At 73.1% G+C, this 24,966-nt stretch carries 17 protein-coding genes; 12 read left to right on the top strand and 5 right to left on the bottom strand.

The genetic code is table 11. The features are described from left to right. Positions 1-147: 147 nt before the first annotated feature. The 3 genes from ACIQUQ_RS18045 (at position 148) to ACIQUQ_RS18055 (ending at position 2,216) form a co-directional block, all read left to right on the top strand. The gene (locus tag ACIQUQ_RS18045) at positions 148-414 is read left to right on the top strand and encodes a hypothetical protein (RefSeq protein WP_403976745.1); all 267 of its coding nucleotides are present in this window, start codon (positions 148-150) and stop codon (positions 412-414) included. 268 nt (positions 415-682) lie between these two features. After that, positions 683-1,570, top strand: a complete 888-nt coding sequence (locus tag ACIQUQ_RS18050) for a S1 family peptidase (RefSeq protein ID WP_399955021.1) — start codon at positions 683-685, stop codon at positions 1,568-1,570. A 166-nt stretch (positions 1,571-1,736) separates the two neighbouring features. Next, complete coding sequence (locus tag ACIQUQ_RS18055; protein ID WP_403976747.1) at positions 1,737-2,216, top strand: hypothetical protein; 480 nt, start codon at positions 1,737-1,739, stop codon at positions 2,214-2,216. A 20-nt stretch (positions 2,217-2,236) separates the two neighbouring features. On the opposite strand, the gene ACIQUQ_RS18060 is transcribed toward ACIQUQ_RS18055, so the two are convergent. Further along, complete coding sequence (locus ACIQUQ_RS18060; protein WP_403976749.1) at positions 2,237-3,130, bottom strand: DUF4231 domain-containing protein; 894 nt, start codon at positions 3,128-3,130, stop codon at positions 2,237-2,239. Between the two features lie 92 nt (positions 3,131-3,222). On the opposite strand from ACIQUQ_RS18060, the gene fxsA reads away from it, so the two are divergent. From fxsA to fxsT, 5 genes are read left to right on the top strand one after another with little or no spacing between them, the layout of a single operon-like run. Continuing rightward, positions 3,223-3,507 carry an FxSxx-COOH cyclophane-containing RiPP peptide gene (gene fxsA, locus ACIQUQ_RS18065; RefSeq protein WP_403976751.1) on the top strand — a complete coding sequence of 95 codons (285 nt, stop codon included), beginning with the start codon at positions 3,223-3,225 and terminating at the stop codon, positions 3,505-3,507. A 29-nt stretch (positions 3,508-3,536) separates the two neighbouring features. Then, positions 3,537-5,771: a radical SAM/SPASM protein FxsBH, inactivated beta-hydroxylase extension form gene (gene fxsBH, locus ACIQUQ_RS18070; RefSeq protein WP_403976753.1), complete on the top strand. Its 2,235-nt coding sequence runs from the start codon at positions 3,537-3,539 to the stop codon at positions 5,769-5,771. A 31-nt stretch (positions 5,772-5,802) separates the two neighbouring features. Then, complete coding sequence (locus ACIQUQ_RS18075) at positions 5,803-6,567, top strand: aminoglycoside N(3)-acetyltransferase (protein WP_403976755.1); 765 nt, start codon at positions 5,803-5,805, stop codon at positions 6,565-6,567. 29 nt (positions 6,568-6,596) lie between these two features. Beyond that, on the top strand, positions 6,597-8,045 hold the full coding sequence (locus ACIQUQ_RS18080; protein ID WP_403977024.1) for a TIR-like protein FxsC: 1,449 nt from the start codon (positions 6,597-6,599) through the stop codon (positions 8,043-8,045). Further along, positions 8,029-11,967 carry an FxSxx-COOH system tetratricopeptide repeat protein gene (gene fxsT, locus ACIQUQ_RS18085; RefSeq protein ID WP_403976757.1) on the top strand — a complete coding sequence of 1,313 codons (3,939 nt, stop codon included), beginning with the start codon at positions 8,029-8,031 and terminating at the stop codon, positions 11,965-11,967. Before ACIQUQ_RS18080 ends, fxsT begins: the two co-directional genes overlap by 17 nt. A gap of 109 nt (positions 11,968-12,076) precedes the next feature. Here the strand turns inward: fxsT and ACIQUQ_RS18090 are convergent, their stop codons facing one another. Further along, positions 12,077-12,961 carry an alpha/beta fold hydrolase gene (locus ACIQUQ_RS18090; RefSeq protein ID WP_403666195.1) on the bottom strand — a complete coding sequence of 295 codons (885 nt, stop codon included), beginning with the start codon at positions 12,959-12,961 and terminating at the stop codon, positions 12,077-12,079. A 291-nt stretch (positions 12,962-13,252) separates the two neighbouring features. Here ACIQUQ_RS18090 and adhE point away from each other — a divergent pair, with 291 nt between their 5' ends. Further along, positions 13,253-15,871 carry a bifunctional acetaldehyde-CoA/alcohol dehydrogenase gene (adhE, locus tag ACIQUQ_RS18095; RefSeq protein WP_403976759.1) on the top strand — a complete coding sequence of 873 codons (2,619 nt, stop codon included), beginning with the start codon at positions 13,253-13,255 and terminating at the stop codon, positions 15,869-15,871. Positions 15,872-15,994: 123 nt separating this feature from the next. Here adhE and ACIQUQ_RS18100 read toward each other — a convergent pair whose 3' ends face one another. From ACIQUQ_RS18100 to ACIQUQ_RS18110, 3 genes are read right to left on the bottom strand one after another with little or no spacing between them, the layout of a single operon-like run. Then, a complete protein-coding gene (locus ACIQUQ_RS18100) occupies positions 15,995-17,179 on the bottom strand; it encodes an AAA family ATPase (RefSeq protein ID WP_403976761.1) in 1,185 nt (394 codons plus the stop codon). Continuing rightward, positions 17,176-17,838 (bottom strand): acetate uptake transporter, encoded by a 663-nt coding sequence (locus ACIQUQ_RS18105; protein WP_403976763.1) that lies wholly within the window; start codon positions 17,836-17,838, stop codon positions 17,176-17,178. The genes ACIQUQ_RS18100 and ACIQUQ_RS18105 overlap by 4 nt, the downstream gene beginning before the upstream one ends. Then, positions 17,835-18,992: a DUF3533 domain-containing protein gene (locus tag ACIQUQ_RS18110; protein WP_403976765.1), complete on the bottom strand. Its 1,158-nt coding sequence runs from the start codon at positions 18,990-18,992 to the stop codon at positions 17,835-17,837. The genes ACIQUQ_RS18105 and ACIQUQ_RS18110 overlap by 4 nt, the downstream gene beginning before the upstream one ends. Before the next feature lie 164 nt (positions 18,993-19,156). Here ACIQUQ_RS18110 and ACIQUQ_RS18115 point away from each other — a divergent pair, with 164 nt between their 5' ends. From ACIQUQ_RS18115 to ACIQUQ_RS18125, 3 genes are all read left to right on the top strand, one after another. Further along, positions 19,157-22,807, top strand: a complete 3,651-nt coding sequence (locus ACIQUQ_RS18115) for a DNA polymerase III subunit alpha (protein ID WP_403976767.1) — start codon at positions 19,157-19,159, stop codon at positions 22,805-22,807. After that, positions 22,804-24,000: a DNA polymerase thumb domain-containing protein gene (locus ACIQUQ_RS18120; protein WP_403976769.1), complete on the top strand. Its 1,197-nt coding sequence runs from the start codon at positions 22,804-22,806 to the stop codon at positions 23,998-24,000. Before ACIQUQ_RS18115 ends, ACIQUQ_RS18120 begins: the two co-directional genes overlap by 4 nt. A gap of 111 nt (positions 24,001-24,111) precedes the next feature. Then, positions 24,112-24,966: an esterase/lipase family protein gene (locus tag ACIQUQ_RS18125; protein ID WP_403976771.1), complete on the top strand. Its 855-nt coding sequence runs from the start codon at positions 24,112-24,114 to the stop codon at positions 24,964-24,966.

A 24,966-nucleotide genomic window follows, 5' to 3' on the forward strand; every position in this document is an offset into this window, starting at 1 on the left:
GGGCAGGCCCGCGAGGAACGAGCGGGCCTGCCCCACCCCCCACCCCGGCATTACGGCGCCCGGAGGCGAACGAGCCCAAAAAGGGGGAGAGGGCCGGACGGCGTAGGCCGGGATGCCGTGTGCGGGTCATGTGGAAATCTGACCGGCATGACTGATGACGCATCAGGAGCCCGGTCCCACGGTGCCGGGAGCCCGCCCGCGGCGCGCGGCCGCACCGTCCTGACCGGAACCCGTACGCCCGCCGGCTACCCGGAAGGTCGAATTCCGGCCGTTCCCCCGGGGCGGGCCGCGGGGGCCCGGTCCCTCCTCCTCGGCGCCCGGCCCGCCGGCCGGGCCTCCCTCCGCGGCATCCCCTCCGCCGCCGACACCCTCCCCTTCGCCGTCGGGGCGGGGGAGCGCCGGCTGGCCCCCTGACCCCGGCGGCGCGCCGCCCGCAGGCCCGGCCCGCCGGTCCGCGGACGGCTCCGGGCGGCCGAAAGCCGCCCTTGCGGCCGGATGCCGCCACCACCACACTCCCGAGCAGCGCTTGTCAGGGACACGGCCAAAATGGGCGCCCCCGTCGGACGGAGTCCGCGGCGGGCACCCGCACGGAATCCCCCCGGCCCGCTCCCCGACTGCGCCTCACCGGGCCCGCCGAACCCCACAGCAGCGGACCCCCGATCCCCCCTGGGAGGAACGAGAAGTGAGGATCAAGCGCATCACCCCCACCCGGCTGACCGCCCTCGCGGCCGGAATCGCCGCCTGCGTCACCCTGGCCGCGCCCACCGCGGCCGGCGCGGACCAGCCCGCCGGCGGCTACTCACCCGCCCGGCTCGCCGCCGCCGGAGCGTCGGTCCTGCGCGCCGACGTCGCGGGCACCGCCTGGCACACCGACCCCGCCACCGGGACCCTCGTCCTGGTCGCCGACTCCCGGGTCAGCGGGGCCGACATCGCACGGATCAAGCGCGAGGCCGGCGCGGACGCGGGAGCCATCCGCGTCGAGCGCACCCCGGGCCGCTTCAGCAAGCTGATCTCCGGCGGCGACGCCATCTACGCCAGCAGCTGGCGCTGCTCCCTGGGCTTCAACGTCCGCAGCTCCTCCGGCACCTACTACCTCCTGACCGCGGGCCACTGCACCGACGGGGCCGGCACCTGGTACACCAACTCCGCGCGCACCACCAGCATCGGACCCACCGTCGGGTCCAGCTTCCCCGTCAACGACTACGGCATCGTCCGCTACGACAACACGTCCCTCGCCCACCCCGGCACCGTCGGCAGCCAGGACATCACCAGCGCGGTCAACGCGACCGTCGGCATGTCCGTCACCCGCCGCGGCTCCACCACCGGGACCCACAGCGGCTCCGTCACCGGCCTCAACGCCACGGTCAACTACGGCGGCGGCGACGTGGTCTACGGCATGATCCGCACCAACGTGTGCGCCGAGCCCGGCGACAGCGGCGGCCCGCTGTACTCGGGCACCCGCGCGGTCGGCCTCACCTCCGGCGGCAGCGGCAACTGCTCCTCCGGCGGTACGACCTTCTTCCAGCCGGTGACCGAGGCGCTCAGCGCCTACGGGGTGAGCGTCTACTGATCCCCTGACCCCCGGTCCCCGGTCCGGCCGCGGTTCGGCGCCTCTGATCCACGCGCCCCCGTTCGCGCCCCTGGACGTTCCCCCGCCTTCTGGGAGGATGTCCAGGGGCGTCCGGCATCCGGCGATTCGCCGGGGTATTTCCGCAACGACGGGGGGACTTGGGGGCATGAAGCGCATCGGCGTGACCGGGCACCGCAGCATTCCGGGCGAGGTGCTCGCCCACGTCACGGACGGGCTGAGGGACCTGCTCGACGGCCACGACGGCCCGATGGAGGCCCTCTCCAGCCTCGCCGAGGGCGCGGACCAGATCTTCGCGGACATCGCCCTGGAATGCGGGGCGGACCTGACGGTGGTCATCCCCAGCGGGGACTACGAGAAGACCTTCGCCGACCCCGAGGCGCTCGCCCGGTACAGACGGCTCAAGGGGCGGGCCACCCAGGAGGTCCGGATGGACTACGCCCATTCGACGGACGACGCCTACTACGCGGCCGGCACCTTCATCGCCGACGCCTGCGACCGGCTCGTCGCCGTCTGGGACGGCCTCCCCGCGCGCGGACGCGGCGGCACCGGCGACATCGTCGCCTACGCGCGGGGGCTCGGGAAACCGGTCACGGTCATCTGGTGCGACGGGGTCGAGCGGGACTGAGCGCCGTATCCGGCGCTACGTCAACTGCTGTGCCGTGCCAGCCAGTCGGTGTGCTGGGGTGAGACGTAGCGCTCCGTCTCGTAGACGGCGGAGGGCCACTGGTCCTCGGTGATCGTCGTCTGCATCACCACCATCATCGCCCCCAGGTCCTGCTCGATGAGGGTGTGCGCCTCGATCAGCGGGTGGTGCCGGCGCATCTCGTTCCACGCGATGGCCGCCGCGGCGGCCGCGCTCAGCAGCCCCGACAGGCCGCCAGCCGGCCCCGCCCCGAAGGTCCTGAACAGGGCGAACACCAGGCCCAGCAGGGTGAGGAGGACGATCGTCCAGGACCACAGCGCGGTCGCCCGGCGCGACACGTCGGTCTTGCGGCGGTACCAGTTGCGCTGTTCGATCAGCCGGTCGCGCACGTACGTCTCGCGCCGCACGCCGTAGACCCGGCCCCGTAACTGCTGCATGCCACCGGTGATTTCGAGGCCCTGCGGAACCTCGCCGGTCTGCCGCGGATCGCTCCACCCCATCTTCTTCAGCTCGTCCAGGCCTGACTCGAGGCGGGTACGGTACAGCTCCTCGTCATCCGCTCCCGCCGCTCCGAAGGGCGCACCGTGAACGGCGTACCGCCACGCAAGCGACTTGATGAACTCCGCCGCCGACCGGTTGAGCTGCCACTGCGGCCGGGCCCGGCGACGGGTGGCCCGCACCCCGATGGCCAGCACCCCCGCGTACCCCAACAGGGCTCCGAGCGCCGGCAGTTGAACGGAGCCCAGACGGGGCCCCGGCAGCGCGGCCGCCGCGGCGGCGAGCACGAGCAGCAGCAGCTGCGCGCGCGTGGCCTGCGTGGACTCCCGCTGGCGGGCGACCGCGGCGCCGTCGGCATGGTGGAAAAGCGCCGGAAGGTCCTCGTTCCGAAAAGTCATGCTGTTCAGAGATCCGCGATAATCCATCACAGCCCGCCCCCAGTCTGCTGTTCTGGTGCTCACTCTTTCGATAGAACGCTTGACCTGGCCTCATGTCTCGGTTGCCAATAGTGCGCAGAAGAGTAAAGTCCACACCGACACTAGCGCGTCGCTGTTGTCATTTCCATGCCCTCTCCAGTCATCGCCGGGAGGGCCCCCAACTAAGGACGGCCGTGAAGACCTCTGTTACCTCCTCGACCAGCGCCGGCAAGAACCGTCGCGTTCCCCTGGCCGACATCGACGTGCGCAGCACCGCTGCGGCGGCCGCCCTCAGTCGTGTACTTCCCTCGGAATCCGGTCGCCCGGTACAGACTCCGATCTTCAACTCGGCGCTCTAGCACTCGAGTAAGCGCTCTATGCTGGTGGAATGACCGGCCTGATCGCATTTCGCGAGATCGTCCTCAAGGTTCACAGCAGATGCGATCTTGCCTGTGATCACTGCTACGTCTACGAACACGCAGATCAGAGCTGGCGGGCCCGGCCCAAAGTGATCTCGGAAGAGGTCGTTTCCCGGACCGCCGCCCGGCTCGCGGAACACGCCCGGGACCATGCGCTCCCCTCCGTCACCGTGATCCTTCACGGGGGGGAGCCGCTCTTGGCGGGCCCCGCCCGGCTCCGCACCGTGTGCGAGGAATTCGGCCGCGCCCTCGACGGCATTGCGGACCTCGACCTCCGCATCCACACCAACGGCCTCCAGCTCAGCCCCCGTTACCTCGACCTCTTCGCCGAGTACGACGTCAAGGTGGGCGTCTCCCTCGACGGCGACCGGGCCGCCAACGACCGGCACCGCCGCTTCGCCGACGGCCGCACCAGCCACCCCCTGGTCCTCAAGGCCCTCGAACTCCTCAGGTCGGCCCCCTACCGCCACCTCTACCAGGGCCTGCTCTGCACGGTGGACATCGAGAACGACCCCGTCGCCGTCCTGGACGCGCTCACCGCCCTCGAACCGCCCCGCATCGACTTCCTGCTCCCGCACGCCACCTGGGAGACCCCGCCGCCCCGCCCCGACGGCGCCCCCGACGCCTACGCCCGCTGGCTGCTCCGCGTCTTCGACCACTGGGACGCCGCCGGCCGCCCGGTCCCGGTCCGGCTCTTCTCCTCCCTGCTCAGCACCCTGCGCGGCGGGCCCAGCCTCACCGAGTCCCTCGGCCTCGCCCCCACCGACCTGGTCGTCGTCGAGACCGACGGCACCCTGGAGCAGGTCGACTCCCTGAAGAGCGCCTACGAGGGCGCCGCCGCCACCGGCTTCGACGTCTTCGCCCACAGCCTCGACGAGGTCGCCGCCCACCCCGGCGTCCGCGCCCGCCAGCTCGGCCTGGCCGGGGTCAGCCGCGAATGCCGCGCCTGCCCCGTCGTACGCTCGTGCGGCGGCGGCCTCTACACCCACCGCTACCGGCCCGGCACCGGCTTCAAGAACCCCTCCGTCTACTGCGCCGACCTCAGGGAACTGGTCGAGGGCGTCGAGGGCCGCACCGCCGGCACCACCACCGCCCCCGCGCTGCGCGAGCCCGCCGAACTGGACACCGCCCAGCAGGACCTGACCCGGGTGCTGCTCGCCCGCCTGCACCGCGACCTGGCCAGCGCCGGGGGAGCGGACTGGGACCGCTCCTGGGAGCTGCTGGGCGCCGTCGAGGAGGCCGGGGACGCGCTGCAGCCCGTACTGGACCACCCCTACACCCGCACCTGGCTGCTCGGCGCGCTGGACGCCGTACGGCAGGGCCGTCCCGAGGGCGCCGAGGCCGCCCGGCGGCTCGCCGCGCTGGCCGCCGCCGCCGTGCTGCGCGGCGGCCTCGCCCTGCCCGCGCCCGTGCCGTACCGGGACGGCGAGGTGTACCTGCCCACCCTCGGCCTGCTGCGGATCGGCGAGCCCGGCACGCGCGGCCGGGCGGTGCTCCGCACCGACGGTCGGGGACACCTCGTACGGGACGGCCGCCGCGAGCACCGCTTCGGGCCCGGCACCTCCGACGCCCGCTGGCACCCCGTACGGGTCTGGGAGGACACCGCGCTGGACGACCTCGACCCGTACCGCAACTGCTTCCCCCGCCCGCCGCGGCTCCGGCTGGGCGCCGGCGAGGCCGCCGAGTGGGGGCGCCGGCTGTCCGCCGCCTGGGCCCTGCTGCACCGCACGGTGCCGGCCCTGGCCCGGCAGGCGCGAGCCGGCCTGACCACCCTGACCCCGCTCGCCGGCGGCCCCCGGGCGGGCCGCGGCGAGGCCGGCCGGCACGGCCCCGGCGCGCTCGGCGTGCCCTACACCGGCGGGGTGCGCGAGACCGCCCTCGCGCTGCTCACCGGCCGGCGCCGGGCCCGGCTGCGGGCCCTGACCGAGGTGGCAGACCTGTACGCGCTGGACGGCGAGTGGCTGCACCCCTCGCCCTGGCGGGAACAGCCGGTGCCGGTGTCCCGGCTGCTGGCCGATGTGTACGAGGGCGTGGCGGTGGAGGCGTACCGGCGGGCCGAAGGACCGCTGCCGCCCGGGTACGGCGTGCCCGGCGACCGGGTCGAGCAGGCCCTCGACCGGCTGTCCGCCGCCGCCGAACTCACCGCTACCGGCAAGGCCCTGGCCGCCGAGATGCACGACGAACTGAAGGGCGCCGGCGCGTGACCGGCCGGCGCACGGCGGAGGGGGCGCGGGCGTGAGCGCACCGGACCTGCGGGAGGACCTGCGGAGCTTAGGGGTCGGGCCGGGCGGCCGGCTGCTGGTGCACGCCTCGCTGCGCGGCACCGGCCTGCGGGCCGAGGAGGTCCGGGACGCCCTGACCGGCGCCCTGGGGGAGGACGGCACCCTCGTCGTCCCCGCCTTCACCCCCGGCAACTCGGCCTCCTCCAGCGTGCACCTCGCCCGTACCGCCGGGATGACCGGGGCCGAGGCCGACGCGTTCCGCGCGGCCATGCCGCCCTTCGACCCGCTGACCACCCCCAGCGAGGGAATGGGCCGGCTGGCCGAGTCCGTGCGGACCGCCCCCGGCGCGCACCGCAGCGCCCACCCGCAGACCTCGTTCGCCGCGCTCGGGCGCGACGCGGGAATGCTGTGCGCCGGGCACCGTACGGAATGCCACCTGGGGGAGGAGTCACCCCTGGGAACGCTGTTCTGGACGGGGGCACAGGTACTCATGATCAATGTGGGATTCTCGGCGTGCACGGCATTCCATCTCGCGGAATACCGAATTCCGAAGCCTCCCGTCCGTGAGTACCGCTGCGTCGTGGGCCTCCGGGGTAAGTCCCGGTGGATCGGGTACGAGGATGTCGCGCTCGACGACGGGGATTTCGCGGAGATCGGCAACAGCCTTCCCGAATCCGCGGTCCGCAGGGGGCGACTGGGAGGGGCGGCCGCGGTGCTTTTCTCGATCACCGACGCGGTGGACCACGCCCTTGCCTGGATGACCGAAAATAGGCGTTGATTGACTGAACGCCGAAGGGAATCGTTTCCATTCGATGTGAGTGGTCATCACGGGACGGGGGTCGTGTGCCTTCAGCAGCGCAGCCGTACTTCTTTCTCAGTTACGCACACACACCGCGGTACGGGGCCGGGGGACCCGACCCGGACATGTGGGTCGAGCGGCTCTTCCGCGACCTCTGCGGCCACGTCATGGCCCTGACGGACCTGCCCGCGGGATCCCCCGCCGGATTCATGGACCGCGAGATGCGCGCCGGAGAGGGCTGGTCGGAGCGGCTCGGCGCCGCACTCGCCTCCTGCCTGGTCTTCGTACCGCTCTTCTCCCCCCGCTATTTCGCCAGCGAGATGTGCGGCAAGGAGTGGTACGCCTTCGCCCAGCGCGCCATCCGCCACGGCGCCCTCAGCAACGAACCCACCGAGGCCATCGTCCCCGCCCTCTGGGTCCCCGTACCCCCCGACCAGCTCCCCGGACCCGCCGAACGCCTCCAGTTCAACCACAACACCTTCGGCGACCGCTACGTCACCGACGGCCTCTACGGCCTCATCAAACTCCGCAGCTACGCCGAACAGTACGAACGCGCCGTCTACGAACTCGCCAAACGCATCGTCCGGGTGGCCGAGACCGTACGCCTCCAGTCCAGCCGCCCCGTCGACTACCGGCTCGTCCCCAGCGCCTTCGGCAACCCCGGCAACCCCGGCAACACCGCCCGCACCATGCAGGTCACCGTCGCCGCCGCCACCCGCCACGACCTCCCCGAAGGCCGCAGCCACTCCTACTACGGCGACTCCGCACTCGACTGGAACCCCTACCACCCCGACGCCCGTCGCCCCGTCGCCTACGTCGCCGAAGACCTCGTACGATCGCTCAACTACCGCACCACCATGGCCTCCTTCGACGAGGAGGCCGGGCACTTCGACAGCAAACAGCCCCCCACCCGGCCGGAGATCCTGATCGTCGACCGCTGGGCGGTGGCCGACGAACAGCGCAGGCAGCGCCTCGCCGCCTTCGACCAGGACCCCCGCCCCTGGGTGAGCGTGGTCGTGCCGTGGAACCGGCTCGACCCCCAGAGCCGCGCGAAGGAGAGCGAGTTGGTCCATCGGCTAGAGGACACCATGCCGGTCAAGATGAGCCAGGGACGCGCCGCCTGCCGGGCCGCCGCGAACGGCGTGACCAACATGGAAACCCTCGGGCAGATCCTGCCGCAGGTGGTCGAGGCCGCCGCGCAGCAGTTCCTCAGACACGCCCAGGTCTATCCCCCCGCGGGCGGCGGCCACACCGAACGCCCCCGCCTCCTCGGCCCCATGGGCATATCCGGCGGCCCGCCCCTCCCACCCCCCGCGCCCTTCCCACCCGACCACCTCCCCCCGGGCACCACAGGCCCCCGGGACGGAGCCGCCACCGACGGGGACCACCACCCCGCAGACGACCGGGCACAGGCACACCACACCGATGCGGAGGACACGGATGACGGCCAGTCGTGACGGACGCATCGTCACCTTCTACTCGTACAAGGGCGGCACCGGCCGCACCATGGCCCTGGCCAACACCGCCTGGATCCTCGCCGCCAACGGCAAGCGCGTCCTCGCCCTCGACTGGGACCTCGAAGCCCCCGGCCTGCACCGCTTCTTCCACCCCTTCCTCGACCCCTCCACCCTCGGCGCCACCACCGGCGTCATCGACCTGATCACCGAATACGCCTGGGCCGCGACCAGCCCCGTCCAGCGCTCCGACGACTGGCACCGCGACTACGCCCGCATCCAGCAGCACGCCGTCTCCCTCACCCCCGAGAACCTCGGCTGGGAGTTCCCCGACGGAGGCACCCTCGACTTCGTCTCCGCCGGCCGCCAGAACCGCGAGTACTCCGCCACCGTCTCCACCTTCGACTGGGACAACTTCTACGACCGGCTCGGCGGCGGCCACTTCTTCGACGCGCTCCGCGCGGACATGAAGGAGAACTACGACTACGTCCTCATCGACAGCCGCACCGGCCTCAGCGACATCGCCGACATCTGCACCGTCCACCTCCCCGACGTCCTCGTCGACTGCTTCACCCTCTCCGACCAGTCCATCGACGGCGCTGCCTCCGTCGCCCGCCAGATCGACGAGCGCTACCCCGACCGCGGCATCAGGATCTACCCCGTCCCCATGCGCATCGACGAGGGCGAGAAGGAGAAGGCCGACGCCGGACGCGCCCTGGCCCGGCTGAAGTTCGACCGCTTTCCCTCCGGCCTCGTCGGCGACGAGGCCACCGCCTACTGGGGCGCCGTCGAAATCCCCTACCGGCCCTACTACGCCTATGAGGAGACCCTCGCCACCTTCGGCGACGAGGCCGGCCTCACCAACTCCCTCCTCTCCGCCTTCGAACGCCTCACCGCCGTCGTCACCGGCGGAGAGATCACCTCCATGCCGCCCGTCGGCGAAGAGGTCAGGCTCCGCATCCGCGACGCCTTCACCCGCCGCCGCCCCGCCCAGCCCGCCGACCTCTTCCTCAGTTACGTCGCCGAGAACCGCATGTGGGCCGACTGGATCGAATCCGTCCTCACCCGCGCCGGGTTCCGCGTCGTCCCCAAGGACGTCTCCGCCGAGACCGCCGGCGACACCCTCGGCGCCGGCTTCGGCACCGACAACCCCGCCCGCACCGTCGTCCTCCTCTCCAGCGCCTACCTCAAGTCCGCCCGCGCCATGGAGGTCTGGGAACGCGCCGCCGCCGAGGACGCCACCGGCGGCCGCCGCGGCCTCATACCGCTGCGCGTGGGCGACGTACGCATGAACGCCCCCCACCTCGACCGCAACCCCGTCGACCTCTTCCGGCTCGACGAGGCCCACGCCACCACCGCCCTGCTGCGCGGCCTCGAACGCCCCGTCGCACTTCCCGAGAACTCCACCCCCGGGCCCCGCTTCCCCGGCACCGTCCCCAAGATCTGGAACGCCCCGCCCCGCAACCCCGGCTTCACCGGCCGCAGCGTCGTCCTGGAGCGCATGCGGGACCAGCTCGGCGGCGGCATATCCGTGGTGCTGCCCCAGCCGCAGACCCTCTACGGACTCGGCGGCGTCGGCAAGACACAGGTCGCGCTGGAATACGTACACCGCTTCATGGCCGACTACGACCTGGTCTGGTGGATCTCCTCCGAACAGACCGACGACGTCGTCGCCGGCCTCGCCGAACTCGCCGTCCGGCTCGGCGCCCAGACCGGCGAGGACATGGCCGCCGCCTCCCAGGAGGCCATCGACCTCCTCCGGCGCGGCGTGCCCACCTCCCGCTGGCTGCTCGTCTTCGACAACGCCGACGACCCCGAGAACCTCAAGCGCTTCTTCCCGCCCGGCGGCCCCGGCCACATCCTCGTCACCTCCCGCAACCAGAGCTGGTCCCAGTACGGCGACGCGCTCCCGGTCGACGTGTTCCTCCGCGAGGAGTCCGTCGAACACCTCCAGCGCCGCGCCCCGGGCCTCACCCTCGACGACGCCGACCAGGTCGCCACCGCAGTCGGCGACCTCCCCCTGGCCGTCGAACAGGCCGGCGCCTGGATCGCGGAGACCGCCACCCCCGTCTCCGCCTACCTCGAACAGCTCGCCCAGCAGGCCGCCCGCGTCCTCGCCCTCAACCAGCCCGCCGGCTACCCCGAACCCGTCGCCGCCACCTGGAACGTCTCCATAGAGCGCCTCCAGAGCCGCTCACCGGCCGCCGTCCGGCTCCTCCAGCTGTGCGCCTTCTTCGCCCCCGAACCGATCAGCGCCAACCTCCTCTACAGCAAGGAGATGATCGACGCCCTCAAGCCCTACGACGCCTCGCTCCAGGAGAAGCTCGTCCTCGGCCGCGTCATCCGCGAGATCGGCCGCTTCGCCCTCGCCAAGGTCGACCAGGTCAGCAACAGCATCCAGGTCCACCGCCTGGTCCAGGCCGTCATCCGCGCCCAGCTGAGCGAGGAGGAACAGCGCGAGGCCCGGCACGCCGTCCACCGCATCCTCGCCGGCGCCCGCCCCGACGACGACGAACCCATCGACAACCCCGGCACCTGGCCCCGCTTCGCCACCATCTGGCCCCACCTGGCCCCCTCCGAGGCCCGCTACTGCAAGGAGCCCGAGACCCGCCGGCTGCTCATCGACCGCGTCCGCTACCTGTGGAAGCGCGGCGACTTCAAGGCCGCCTTCCAGCTCGCCACCGAACTCCGCGAGGCCTGGAAGGCACAGCTCGGCGACACCGACCTCCAGTACCTCTACCTGCGCTTCCACCTCTCCAACATCCTGCGCTCGCAAGGACGGTTCGTGGAGGCCAAGGAGCTCGACGAGGTCACCCTGGAACGGCAGGCCGCCGCCCTCGGCGCCTCCCACCCGCACACCTACATGACCACCAGCGGCCTGGCCATGGACCTCGGAGCCCTCGGCCAGTACGGCAAGGCCATGGAACTGGCCACCGCCGCGCACGACGGGTTCAGCCAGATCTTCCACGAGGCGCACCCGCGCACCCTGGCCGCCGCCAACAACCGCGCCCTGAACCTGCGCATGATCGGCCGCTACAAGGACGCGTACAACATCGACGAGGAGGTCTACAAGCTCCGCCAGGAGGTCCTGGGCCCCGAGCACCCCTACACCCTCTCCTCCGCCCAGAACCTCGCCCGCGACCTGCGCGAGGTCGGCCGGTACGACGAGTCCGTGCAACTCCTCAGCCGCACGTACGAGATCTACAAGGAGGGGCTCGGCCGGGCCTTCCCCGGCACCCTGTCGGCCGGCAAGAACCTGGCGGTCTCGCTGCGCCGCGCCGGACAGCTGGAGGACGCGCTGCGGCTGACCAAGGCCACCCGGGGCCGCTACAAGGCCAAGTACACCTCGGTCAACCCGGACCTGCTGGCCTGCGACCTGAACTACGCGGCCGACCTGTTCGCGACCGGCGACGCGGCGGGGGCGCGGGACATCGCGCAGGAGGTGGTGGACGAGTACGTGCAGGTGCCCGGCGCCCGGCACCCGTACACCCTGGCCGCCATCAACAACCTCGCGATCTTCCACTGGGGGTCCGGGGCGCCGGAGACCGCGCGGGAGATGCTGCGGGAGGCCATCGGCCTGATGCGGGAGGTCCTGGGCGACGACCACCCGCACACCGTGTGCGCCACGCTGAACCTGGCGAACGCGTACGCCGACCTCGGTGACCCGGAGCGGGCGCTGGAGCTGGAGGGGGCGGCGCTCGGGCGGCTGCGGTCGGCCCTCGGCCCCGACCACCCGGACACGCTGAGCGCCGCCTCGAACATGTCGGTCACCCTCGACATGGTCGGGCGGAAGGAGGAGGCCGCGCGGCTGCGGGCCGAGACGGTGCTGGACCTCACGCGGCAGCTGGGGGAGGACCACGCCCTGACCCGGTACGCGCGCGAGGCGCGGCGGGTGCACCGGGACCTGGAGCCGCTGGCGGTGTGAGGCGGGTGGCCGGGCCGGTCCCGCCCGGCGGGGGCGGGGCGGGGCCGGCGCCGCCGTGTGACGTCGCACGTGACATTGCGGTGTGACACGGCGGCGCGGCCCCGGCCCGTCACTCCGGCGGCACCTCCGGGTCCCGCAGCAGCCAGGTCAGGATCTGGGGGAGGGCACGGAAGGCGGCGAAGTGGGCCGCCGCCGGCTCGATGGTGGTGGTGGCGCCGGGGATCCGGCGGGCCAGCCAGCGGGAGTGGCCCACGGGCGAGAACACGTCCTGCTCGCCGTGCCAGAGCAGCACCGGGCAGCGGATGTCGGCCGGGTCGAACCCCCAGGGGCTGGACAGCGCGAGCAGGTCGTCGATCCAGCCGTAGGCGGAGGTGCGCAGTCCCTCGCGGTAGTTGGCCTCCAGCATCAGGCGCAGTCCGGCGTCGGCGACGATCATCTTGTCGTGGTCGGTGAGTTCCTGGCGGAGCTCGTCCAGCAGCCGCTTGGGGTCCTTGCGGATGCCGTCGGCGCGGGGGATCAGCCGGGCCGCCAGCTCCTCCGGATCGACGGTCGCGGTGGTGTACTCGCGCACGTTGTGCGCGGTCATGCCGTCGAACCAGTCCAGCCCGTCCGCGTCCCAGGGGGCGAGGCCGACGAGGGCCGCGGCCCGGGTGACCCGGTCCGGCAGCAGCGCTGCGCAGGCGAGGGCGTGCGGGGAGCCGCCGGAGCGGCCCGCGACGGCGAACCGCTCGATGCCGAGGGCGTCGGCGATCGCGGCCACGTCCTGGGCCACATCGGCGACGGTGCGGCCGGGATGGCGGTCGGAGCCGCCGTACCCGGGGCGGTCGTACGCGATGAGCTGCATGCGGCGCTGGTACAGGACCATGCCCCGGGGGGCCGGGCCCAGCCGGCTGCCCGGCATGCCGTGGAGGAGGAAGACCGGCTTGCCGCGGGGGTCTCCCAGTCGTTCGACCAACAGATGCCGCCCGTCCGCGGCGCGCACCCGGTTGCGCACGCCTCGCCTCCCTCGCGGTAGACCGCTCCCACTGCCACCGATGATTGTCGCCGGGGTGGAGGGCGCACGAAAGAGCGCACTTGCCCGAAATTCTTGTGAAAGTTTTCACAAGCTCACAGGGGTCTTTGGTCCTCTGGCATATGCGCAGGTCAACCGGGCATCTTGGCGCCCTGCCGGTGATCGTAAAGGACTTTCGGACCCCCGGAACGGGGCTTTTTCGGCATCCCCGCCGCCGATTGCGGGTGTCGAATTGAGACGTCGGGAAAACGGGTCGCAATGAAGGAGACCGGCATGCAGGCCAACGAGATGGTGGACGGACTGGTCCAGGACGCGCTCACCGCGCTCGGCCGGTTCGAGACGTTCACCCAGGAGCAGGTCGACCACATCGTCAAGAAGGCGTCACTCGCCGCCCTGGCCGCCCACGGCGAACTCGCCCGGCTCGCCGTCGAGGAGACCGGCCGCGGCCTCTTCGAGGACAAGGCCGTCAAGAACCTCTTCGCCTGCGAACACGTCGTCAACTCGATGCGCGGCCTGAAGACCGCCGGCGTCATCCGCCGCGACGAACTCAACGGCATCACCGAGATCGCCGAACCCGTCGGCGTGGTCTGCGCGATGACCCCGGTCACCAACCCGACCTCGACCACGGTCTTCAAGGCACTGATCGCCCTCAAGACCCGCAACCCCGTCATCTTCGCCTTCCACCCCTCCGCACAGAACTGCTCGGCCGAGGCCGCCCGCATCGTGCGCGACGCCGCGATCGCCGCCGGCGCCCCCGAGCACTGCGTCCAGTGGGTCACACAGCCCTCCATGGAGGCCACCGGCGCCCTCATGAACCACCCGGGCGTCTCCACCATCCTCGCCACCGGCGGCAACGCGATGGTCAAGGCCGCCTACTCCTGCGGGAAGCCCGCCCTCGGCGTCGGCGCCGGCAACGTCCCCGCCTACGTGCACAAGACCGCCAAGCTCCAGCGCGCCGTCCACGACATCGTCCTGTCCAAGGCCTTCGACAACGGCATGATCTGCGCCTCCGAGCAGGCCGTCATCCTCGACGCCGAGGTCTACGAACAGGGCCTGGCCGAGTTCCGGCGGCTCGGCGCCCACATCGTCACCGCCGCCGAGAAGACCAAGCTGGAGGAGTACGTCTTCGGCACCACCGCCTTCGCCGCGGACTGCTCCGGCGCCAGGCTCAACGCCGCCGTGGTCGGCAAGTCCGCCCGCTGGATCGCCGAACAGGCCGGCTTCACCGTCCCCGACGGCACCTCGATCCTCCTCGCCGAATGCGCCGAGGCCGGCGAGGGCGAACCGCTGACCCGCGAGAAGCTCTCCCCGGTCCTCGCCGCCCTCAAGGCCGACAGCACCGAGCACGGACTCGAACTCGCCGCCCGGATGGTCGAGTTCCACGGCCTCGGCCACAGCGCCGCCATCCACGCCGAGGACGAGGACCTCGTCGAGGAGTTCGGCCGCAAGGTCAAGGCCGTCCGCGTCATCGCCAACTCACCCTCCACCTTCGGCGGCATCGGCGACGTCTACAACGCCTTCCTGCCCTCCCTCACCCTCGGCTGCGGCAGCTACGGACACAACTCGGTGTCGGACAACGTCACCGCGGTCAACCTCGTCAACATCAAGCGGATCGGACGGCGCAACAACAACATGCAGTGGTTCAAGGTGCCCCCGAAGATCTACTTCGAGCGCAACTCCATCCGCTACCTCGCCGAGATGGACGGCATCAGCCGCGTCTCCATCGTCACCGACCGGACCATGGTCGACCTCGGCTTCGTCCAGAAGGTCACCGACATCCTCCAGGCCCGCCCGGGCGCCGTGGCCGTCCAGGTCATCGACGGCGTCGAGCCCAACCCCGAACTGTCCACCGTCCAGGCCGGCGCCGCCCTCATGCGCGAGTTCCGCCCCGACACCGTCATCGCCCTCGGCGGCGGCTCCCCGATGGACGCCGCGAAGATCATGTGGCTGATGTACGAGCGCCCCGAGGTCGAATTCGCCGACACCAAGGAGAAGTTCTTCGACATCCGCAAGCGCGCCTACACCTTCCCCAAGCCCGGCGAGAAGGCGAAGCTCGTCGCCATCCCCACCACCTCCGGCACCGGCTCCGAGGTCACCCCCTTCGCCGTCATCTCCGACCCCGCCGCCGCCCAGAAGTACCCCCTCGCCGACTACGCGCTCACCCCCGACGTCGCCATCGTCGACCCGGTGCTCCCGATGAACCTCCCGCCCACCGTCACCGCCGACTCCGGCTTCGACGCCCTCACCCACGCCACCGAGGCCTACGTCTCCGCGTACTCCAACGACTACACCGACGGCCTCTGCCTCCAGGCCATCAAGCTGATCTTCGAGAACCTGGAACGGTGCGTCACCGACGGACCCCGCGACCCCGAGGCCCGCGAGAAGATGCACAACGCCTCGACCGTCGCCGGCATGGCCTTCGCCAACGCCTTCCTCGGCCTCGTCCACGCCATGGCACACACCCTCGGCAACACCTTCCACATCGCTCACGGCCGCACCAACGCCCTCCTCCTGCCCCACGTCATCCGCCACAACGGCACCGTCTCCCACAAGGCCACCCCCTGGCCCAAGGCCGAGGTCTACCGGGCACCGGAACGCTTCCAGGAGATCGCCCGCATGCTCGGCCTCCCGGCCGACACCCCCGAACAGGGCGTGGAGTCCTACGCCTCGGCCGTCGAGGACCTCCGCCGCCGCTGCGGCATCCCGGCCTCCTTCGCCGAGGCGGGCGTCGACGAGCAGGCCTTCGTCGAAGCCCTCCCGCAGCAGGCCCTGAACGCCTACGCCGACCAGTGCGCCCCCGCCAACCCGCGGATGCCGATGATCGACGACATGCAGCGGCTCATGCGCCAGGCCTACTACGGCACGACGGAAGGAGCCGCCGAGGACCGGTGACGGACAGCAGCAGCGCGAGGGCCCGCCCGGCGAACCGCCGGGCGGGCCCCGCCCCGCCGTTTCCCGTCCCGCGTTCCCGTCCCGCGTTCCCGCCCCGCGTTCCCGTCCCGCCGTTTCCCGCCCTCACCTCTTGGGCCAGTACCAGAGCGGCTCGTCCAGCGGCCCCTCCCGCCCCGCCACCAGCGTCTGCCCCAGCTCCTTCACCAGCTCCACCGTGTGCAGGTCCACCCGGTCCCGCCGCGCCCCCTCCTCCAGCGCGCCGACCAGCGCCCGGGAGTGCGTGACCACCACCGTCTGCGTCTCCCGCGCCGCCGTCAGCACCAGATCGGCCAGCGGCCCCAGCAGATCCGGGTGCAGGCTGGTCTCCGGCTCGTTGAGCACCATCAGCGCCGGCGGCCGGGGCGTCAGCAGCGCCGCCACCCACAGCAGGTAGCGCAGCGTCCCGTCGGACAGCTCCGCCGCCCCGAGCGGCCGCAACAGCCCGTACTGGTGCAGCTCCAGCTCGAACAGCCCGCCCCGGCTCGCGACCTCCACCCGGCTGCCGGGGAAACCCGCGTCCACCGCCCCGTCCAGCGCGTCGTGGTCGCCGACCTCCCGGATCGTCTGCAGCGCCGCCGGCAGGTCCGACCCGTCGGCGCTCAGCACCGGCGTGCGCGTCCCGATCCGCGGGGTCCTGGCCGGCGCCTCCGCGTCCGTCCGCACGTGGTCGTAGAACCGCCAGGACCTGATCCGCTCGCGCAGCGCCAGCAGGTCCGGAGCCAGCTGCGGGTCCGCCAGTTCGCTGAGCATCGAGTCGTACGGCCGCAGCGCGTTCTGCGTCCGGTGCCAGCCCCCGTCCGCCGTCCGCGTCCGCACCGCCGGCCCCGCACGGTCCGACAGCAGCGCCGCCGGCCGCAGCACCGGCCCCGCCCAGGTGCACTCCCGCTTGATCTCCGGGTCGAGACCGAACCGGGAGTCCGGTACGGGCACCGGGTGCCCGAAGTCCACGGCGTACCCGAACTCGTCCCCGGCGAAGCCCAGCCGCAGGCTCACCGGCCCGCTCCGCACCGTCCCCTGCACCGGCCGGTCCCCGCGCCGCAGCGCACCGGGGGAGGTCTCGGGACCGGCCCACAGCGTGGACGGCAGCCCGCCCTCCCGGGCCAGCGCCGCGACCGCACCGCCGCGGGCGGAGTCGGCCAGCAGCCGCAGGGCCCGGTAGAGGCTGGACTTGCCGGTGCCGTTGGCGCCGGTGACCACGGTCAGCCGGCCCAGGGGGACGACCAGCCGGCGCAGCGAGCGGTAGTTCTCCACCGCCAGGGTGGTGATCACGCCTCGGGTGACTCCTCCGGGGCGAGGAAGCGGCCCATCGGCAGCACCGGGCGGCCCCAGGTGCTGGCGAGGATCTGGCCCGCCAGCAGGTACGTCGCCCCGAGCGCGGCCAGCAGTCCGGACCAGCCCGCGATCCTGTTCCAGACCACGTCGCCGGTGAAGCCGTGGACGGTCATGCCGACGAAGACCACCAGGACGCAGGTGAAGGTCGCCAGCAGGGCCAGGTGGATCCGCCAGCTCCCCAGCCACAGCACGAACACCACGAACACCCACGGCAGGGCGAACAGCCCCGACACGTCCCCGCGCAGCGCCGGGTCGGTGGCCGGCAGCACCCACTGGAGCAGCGCCGCCTTGGCCATCCAGAAGGTGCCGAACCCGCCGAACACCGTGGCGTGCCAGGTGTCACCGCGCTGCGCCTGGAACAGCCCGGCCAGCAGCTGCGCCAGCCCGCCGACGAAGAAGCCCACCACCGGCAGCACCGAGTGGGCGAGCTTCTCGGGGAAGACCCCCGCGTCGATGCCGGTGGCGATGACCGTCACCACGATGAACCCGGTCAGGCCCAGCGGACCCAGCTGGGCCTGCGCGGTCGGCTCCATCCGCTTGACGGAGATCGACTGCTCGGCGGGCCCCTGCCGGTGCCGCAGGACGTTCGTCGTCACGGGCGGCCGCCCGGCGCCGCGGTGTCACCGGGGGCGGTGCCTCCGGGCGCCGTGGCCCGGGGCGTCGTGGTCCCGGGCGTCGTGTCCCCGGGCGCCGTGCCCCCGGCCGGGCCCTGGCCGCCGCCCTTGCGGAGGAGCGCGCAGGCCATGGTCACCGCAGCGCCCAGGACCGCCCAGCCGGCCAGCACCAGCATCGAGAAGGTCATGTCGTTGCCCTTGAAGTACGCGACCGAGCGCGCCGCGTACGTGCCCGCGCCCGGCGGGAACCACGGCCCGATCGCCCGCCAGAACGGCGGCAGCAGCGGCCACGGGTAGGCGCCGCCCGCGCTGGGGTTGCCCAGCACCACCACGATCAGGATCGCCAGACCGATGCCGATGACGCCGGCCAGGCCCTGGAGCGCCAGCGTCAGCGCGCCGACCGCGAAGACCAGCAGCGTGCCCAGCCCCCACAGGGCCATGAGGCTGCCGGGCAGGGCGTCCAGCACCGGTCCGGCGATCACCGCGCCCAGCAGGCCGGCCACCACCGCGTACAGCAGCAGCGCGCCGAGCCGGATCAGGGCGCGGGCCGAGTTCGCGGGGCGGGCCCCGGCGCTGATGGCGAGGATCGCCGCACACAGGTAGCCGCCCACGCACCAGCCGACGACCAGGTAGAAGGAGGACAGGCCGCGGGCGTCGCCCTTCGCGGCGGGGGCCACGTCGACGGTCACCAGGTTCCGCCGCTGGGCCGCCTCGACCGCCTGCACGACCTCCTGGAGCGCCTGGGAGAGGGAGGCGCCGGCGCCGCTGGCCACCAGCAGCCGGTCGGTGTTGCCGCGGGGGTCGATGAGCAGGGCCCCGTCGACCTCCCGGTCCTTGATCTGTTCGACGGCGGTGGCCTCGTTTTCGACGGCACTGGCGTCGAGCGGGTCGCCCGGGAGGGCGTCGAGCCGCTGGACGGCCTGGTCGGTGATCTGGGCCGCCGGGGTGACCACGGCGAGCTTGATCTCGTGCGGCTTGGGCTGGTGGAAGGCGCCGATGTACGAGGCGATGAAGGCGAGCTGGAGCGCCAGCACCCCGATGACCAGCAGCGCGGCCCGGGTGGTGACGGCGTCCTTCACTTCGGCGAGAAAACCGGGGGGCGACCCCGCCGGGGCGTCTGAGGTGCGCTGAGTCATACCGTCCACGCTCGGGGCAGGCCCGGTGCGGCGACAGCAGGAGAGGTCCGAACGGATGACCGGACGCCCGCCTTCCTGGTCGAACGTTTGTGTCGTACGTACGTTCGAAACTGGTCTATGGTGGAAGAGGGGGAGGCGGTCATCGAGGGAAGCAGGAGGCGCGGGTGCCCGGTTTTACGCATCTGCACACCGTTTCCGGGTTCTCCGCGCGGTACGGAGCCTCGCACCCGGAACGGCTGGCGGAGCGTGCCGCCGAGCGGGACATGGACGCCCTCGCCCTCACCGACCGCGACACCCTCGCGGGCGCGGTCCGGTTCGCCAAGGCCTGCGCCGCGGCCGGGATCCGGCCGCTGTTCGGCACCGGCCTGGCCGTCGACTCGGCCCCCGTCACCGGTGACACCGCAGTGTCACATGTCACCCCGCACACCACCCAGCGCCGCCGCACCCCGGTCAAGGGCGGCGCCTTCGTCGACGAGTCCGCCCCCCGCGCCGTCTTTCTGGCCCGCGACGGCGCCGCCGGCTGGGCCGACCTGTGCCGCCTGGTCACCGCCGCCCACGCCCGCACCCCCGGCACCACCGCCCCGCCCCGCCTGCCCTGGCCCCACAACCACGCCGAGGGCGTCTTCGTCCTGCTCGGCCCCGACTCCGAGGTCGGCCGCGCCCTCGCCGCCGGCCGCCCCGACCGCGCCGCCCGCCTGCTCGCCCCCTGGCGGGAGGTCTACGGCGACGCCCTGCGCCTGGAGGCCGTCCACCACGGCGTGCCGGGCACCGGCCCCGGCTCCCTCCGCCTGGCCGCCCGTACCGTCGGCTTTGCCGCCGAGCAGGGCGTACGCGCCGTCCTCAGCAACGCCGTCCGGTACGCCGACCCCGGCCAGGGCCCCGTCGCCGACGTCCTCGACGCCGCCCGCCGCCTCGTGCCCGTCGACCCCCGCAAGGGCCTGGACGGCGGCGAACGCTGGCTCAAGGACCCCCGCGCCATGGCCGCCGCCGCCGAACGCGTCGCCGAGGCGGCCGGCCTGCGCCGCGACGGCGCGCACCGGCTGCTGGCCGAGACCCGGCACACCGCCGAGGCCTGCGCCGTCGACCCCGAGGACGACCTGGGCATGGGCTCCGTGCACTTCCCCGAACCGGGCCTGGTCGGCGCCGGCCGCCGCACCGCCCAGCGGGTGCTCGCCTCCCGCTGCGCCGCCGGCATGGTGCTCCGCGGCTACGCCGGCCGGCGCGCGTACTGGGACCGGATGCACCACGAGCTGGACATCATCGCCCACCACGACTTCGCCAGCTACTTCCTGACCGTCGCTCAGGTCGTGGACGACGTACGGGACATGGGCATCCGGGTGGCCGCCCGCGGCTCCGGAGCCGGCTCCCTCGTCAACCACCTGCTCGGCATCGCGCACGCCGACCCGGTGGAACAGGACCTGCTCATGGAGCGCTTCCTGTCCAAACGCCGCCCCGTGCTGCCCGACATCGACATCGACGTCGAATCCGCCCGCCGCCTGGAGGTCTACCGGGCCATCCTCGACCGGTTCGGCCCCGAACGCGTCGCCGCCGTCGCCATGCCCGAGACCTACCGGGTCCGGCACGCCATCCGCGACGTGGGCGCCGCCCTGTCCATGGACCCCGCCGAGACCGACCGGCTCGCCAAGGCCTTCCCCCACATCCGCGCCCGCGACGCCCGCGCCGCCCTGGCCGAACTCCCCGAACTCCGGCAGGTCGACGGGGAGCGGTACGGCCGGCTGTGGGAACTCGTCGAGGCCCTCGACGCGCTCCCGCGCGGGATCGCCATGCACCCCTGCGGCGTGCTGCTGTCCGACTCCACCCTGCTCGCCCGCACCCCCGTCGTCCCCACCAGCGGCGAGGTCCCCCTCGGCCCCGGCCTCGGCAGCGCACCGATCCCGATGTCCCAGTTCGACAAGGACGACGTCGAGGACCTCGGGCTGCTCAAACTCGACGTCCTCGGCGTCCGCATGCAGTCCGCGATGGCCCACGCCGTCGCGGAGATCCGCCGCGCCACGGGGGAGGAGGTCGACCTCGACGACCCCGCACAGCTGCCCCCGGGCGACGAGGCGACGTACCGGCTGATCCGCTCCGCCGAGACCCTCGGCTGCTTCCAGATCGAGTCCCCCGGCCAGCGCGACCTGGTCGGCCGGCTCCAGCCCGCCACCTTCCACGACCTCGTCGTCGACATCTCGCTGTTCCGCCCCGGCCCGGTCGCCGCCGACATGGTCCGGCCCTTCATCGAGGCCCGGCACGGCCGCGCCCCCGTCCGCTACCCGCACCCCGACCTGGAGGAACCGCTGCGCGAGACCTACGGGGTCGTGGTCTTCCACGAGCAGATCATCCGGATCGTCGACATCATGACGGGCTGCGGCCGGGACGAGGCCGACCGCGTGCGCCGGGGCCTCTCCGACCCCGAGTCGCAGGGCCGCATCAAGGTCTGGTTCGCCCGCTGCGCGGAGGAGAAGGGCTACGCGCCGGAGGTCGTCGCCCGCACCTGGGAGATCGTCGAGGCCTTCGGCAGCTACGGCTTCTGCAAGGCCCACGCGGTGGCCTTCGCCGTCCCGACGTACCAGTCCGCCTGGCTCAAGGCCCACCACCCCGCCGCCTTCTACGCCGGCCTGCTCACCCACGACCCGGGCATGTACCCCAAGCGGCTGCTGCTCGCGGACGCGCGGCGGCGCGGGGTGCCCGTACTGCCCCTGGACGTGAACCGCTCCGCCGTGGCCCATCGAATCGAACTGGTGTCCGGTAAGCCGGAGCGGTGGGGCCTCCGCCTCGCCCTCGGCGACGTCCACGGCATCAGCGAGGCCGAGGCCGCCCGGATCGAGGAGGGCCAGCCCTACGCCTCCCTGCTCGACTTCTGGGACCGCGCCCACCCCGGCCGCCCCGTCGCCGAACGCCTCGCGCAGGTCGGCGCGTTGGACTCCTTCGGAGCCAACCGCCGGGACCTGCTGCTGCACCTGTCCGAACTCCACCGCTCCCGCAGGGGACTTGCCGCGCACGGCGGTCAACTCCCGCTGGACGGCGGCCGCCGGACCGCGCCCGTGGGCCTGCCGGACCTCAACGAGGCCGAACGCCTCAGCGCCGAGCTCGGCGTCCTCGGCATGGACGCCTCCCGCCACCTGATGGACGACCACCACGCCTTCCTCGCCGAACTCGGCGCCGTCCCCGCCCGGCGGCTGCGCGAGGCCGAACACGGCAGGACCGTGCTGGTCGCGGGAGCCAAGGCGGCCACCCAGACCCCGCCCATCCGCTCCGGCCGGCGGGTCATCTTCACCACCCTCGACGACGGGACCGGCCTGGTCGACCTCGCCTTCTTCGACGACAGCCACGAGCGGTGCGCGCACACCGTCTTCCACTCCTGGCTGCTGCTGGTCCGCGGCGTGGTACAGCGCCGGGGGCCGCAGAGCCTCAGCGTGGTCGGCGAGGCCGCCTGGAACCTCGCGGAGCTGGCCGAACTCCGGCGCGAGGGCGGCCTGGACGCGGTCGCGGCCCGCCTCGCCGAACCCGCCGCCGGCGCGTCCGGCGGTCCCGGGGACCCCGACGCTTCCGGCGACGGGCCGGCCGGCGGCGACGGGGCGGCGGGCGACGGCGACGGCCACGGGGCGGCGGGCGACGGGGCGGCGGGCGACGGGGCGGCACCCGCCCCCGGCAGCCGCCCCGGTGCCGACGGCCGCCACGGCGCCGACAACGGCCGCCGCATCCACCTGTCCACCGGCTACGAACTGAACCCGTGGGCCGACCTCCAGCCCCCCGGCTCGGGCCCGGCCACCGGCCGCAAGCTCTGGCACTCCAGCCCGGGGAGCGCGGGATGACACCCCAGAGCACCACCCAGGCCCCCACGGCCCGCCGCCGGGCGCCCGGCACCGGCCCGGCAACCGGCACCGCGAGCCGCCCCGCAGCCCCAGGTGCGACACCCCGCCCGGCACACGGCACCGCCGGCCCGGCACCCCGCCCGGCCACTGCGTTCCACCCCGCAGCCGACGACGCCCCGTACGGGACCGGTGCGACGGTGCTCTGTGTCCGGTTCCGGCGGCTCGACGGCGCGCCCCTGCCCGCCGACACCCACGCCGGCCTGCTCGACCTGCTCTCCGGGCTCACCCCGGTGGTGCAGGCGCTGCCCCCGGACGGCGCCCTCGCCGACGTCCGCGGCGCACTGCGCTATTTCACCTGTGACACCGCACGGCTGGCGGCGGTCATCCGGGTCCGCGCCCTCGCCCTGCACGGCGTGGACAGCTCCATCGGCGCCGCCCCCAGCCCCATGCTGGCCCGGATGGCCGCCCGCGAGGCCCGCCCCGGCCGGACCCTGCTCGTCCCCGACGAGCCCGCCGCCGTACGGGAGTTCCTGGCCCGCAAGCCCGCCGTCGCCCTCGACGGCGTCGGCACCGCCACCGCCCGCACCCTGGGCGCGTACGGGCTCGACACCGTCGGCCGGATCGCCGCCGCCCCGCTCCCCGCCCTCCAGCGCATCCTCGGCGCCAGGGCCGGCCGCGAACTCCACGAGCGCGCCCACGGCATCGACCGCACCCCCGTCGTCCCCGGCGCCACCGCCCGCTCCCTGGCGGCGGAACGCCCTTTCGGCCGCGACGAGATCGACCCCGAACGCCACCGCCGCGCCCTGCTCTCCCTCACCGAGGAACTGGGCACCCGGCTGCGCGTCGAGGGCCAGGCCTGCCGCTCCCTCGCCCTCACCGTGCGCTGCGCCGACCGCACCACGCTCACCCGCACCAAGGCCCTGGCCGAACCCACGGCCCACTCCGCGGCGCTCACCGCCGCCGCCTACGCCGTATACGGGTCCCTCGGCCTCCAGCGGGCCCGGGTGCGCGCCCTGTCGCTGCGGGCCGAGGGGCTGATGCCCGCCGAACGCGCCGCCCGGCAGCTCAGCTTCGACCCCGACGACGAGAAGTCCCGGCGGATCGAGGCGGTCGTGGACCGGGTGCGGGCGAAGTTCGGTCCCGGTGCCGTCGTACCCGGCTCACTCGGGCGGCGTAATTTTACCGACGCGTAACTTCCCAGTTTTGCTACCCACCCGTAATTTGACCGGTGCAGCTCGACCTTGTGATCCGGATCACGGGCGAATCCCCACATCGCATCCCCTTGACCGCAAGGAGACCACCCGATGCTGCCCTGGCGACGACTGCTCGGACCCCTGGCCGCCCTGATGCTGGCCGGCGCCGCCCTCACCCCCACCGCGGCCCAGGCCGCCACCGCACCCAGCTCCGGCTGGAACGACTACACCTGCAAGCCCTCCGCCGCCCACCCCCGCCCCGTGGTGCTCGTCCACGGGACCCTCGGCAACTCCGTCGACAACTGGCTCGCCTTCGCCCCGTACCTGGTGCACCGCGGCTACTGCGTCTTCTCGCTCGACTACGGCCAGCTGCCCGGCGTGCCCTTCTTCCACGGCCTCGGCCCCATCGAGAAGTCGGCCGGACAGCTCGACGCCTTCGTCGACGAGGTCCTCGCCGCGACCGGCGCCGCCAAGGCCGACCTCGTCGGCCACTCCCAGGGCGGCATGATGCCGCGCTGGTACCTGAAGTTCCTCGGCGGCGCCGACAAGGTCAACGCCCTCGTCGGCCTCGCCCCCGACAACCACGGGACCACCCTGCTCGGGCTGACCAGGCTCCTGCCGTACTTCCCCGGCGCCGAGGACCTGATCAGCGCGGCCACCCCCGGACTCGCCGACCAGATCGCCGGCTCGGCCTTCCTGACCAGGCTCAACGAGGGCGGCGACACCGTCCCCGGAGTCACGTACACGGTGATCTCCACCCGGTACGACCAGGTGGTCACCCCGTACCGCAGCCAGTTCCTCGACGGACCCGGCGTACGGAACGTCGTCGTCCAGGACCTGTGCCCGCTCGATCTCTCGGAGCACGTGGCGATCGGTCTGACCGACCGGATCGCCTACCACGAGGCGGTCAACGCCCTGGACCCGGCGCACGCGGAACCCACCACGTGCGCCTCGGTCCTCGGCTGA

This window comes from Streptomyces sp. NPDC101118, from assembly GCF_044759445.1.
GTDB lineage: Bacteria > Actinomycetota > Actinomycetes > Streptomycetales > Streptomycetaceae > Streptomyces.

What these genes read in the sequence shown, in the direction of transcription:
- fxsBH (WP_403976753.1), top strand. Translation starts at nt 3,537, where the DNA reads ATGACCGGCCTGATCGCATTTCGCGAGATCGTCCTCAAGGTTCACAGC.
- adhE (WP_403976759.1), top strand. Translation starts at nt 13,253, where the DNA reads ATGCAGGCCAACGAGATGGTGGACGGACTGGTCCAGGACGCGCTCACC.
- ACIQUQ_RS18055 (WP_403976747.1), top strand. Translation starts at nt 1,737, where the DNA reads ATGAAGCGCATCGGCGTGACCGGGCACCGCAGCATTCCGGGCGAGGTG.
- ACIQUQ_RS18060 (WP_403976749.1), bottom strand. Translation starts at nt 3,130, where the DNA reads ATGACTTTTCGGAACGAGGACCTTCCGGCGCTTTTCCACCATGCCGAC.
- fxsA (WP_403976751.1), top strand. Translation starts at nt 3,223, where the DNA reads ATGTCTCGGTTGCCAATAGTGCGCAGAAGAGTAAAGTCCACACCGACA.
- fxsT (WP_403976757.1), top strand. Translation starts at nt 8,029, where the DNA reads ATGACGGCCAGTCGTGACGGACGCATCGTCACCTTCTACTCGTACAAG.
- ACIQUQ_RS18110 (WP_403976765.1), bottom strand. Translation starts at nt 18,992, where the DNA reads ATGACTCAGCGCACCTCAGACGCCCCGGCGGGGTCGCCCCCCGGTTTT.
- ACIQUQ_RS18045 (WP_403976745.1), top strand. Translation starts at nt 148, where the DNA reads ATGACTGATGACGCATCAGGAGCCCGGTCCCACGGTGCCGGGAGCCCG.
- ACIQUQ_RS18125 (WP_403976771.1), top strand. Translation starts at nt 24,112, where the DNA reads ATGCTGCCCTGGCGACGACTGCTCGGACCCCTGGCCGCCCTGATGCTG.
- ACIQUQ_RS18120 (WP_403976769.1), top strand. Translation starts at nt 22,804, where the DNA reads ATGACACCCCAGAGCACCACCCAGGCCCCCACGGCCCGCCGCCGGGCG.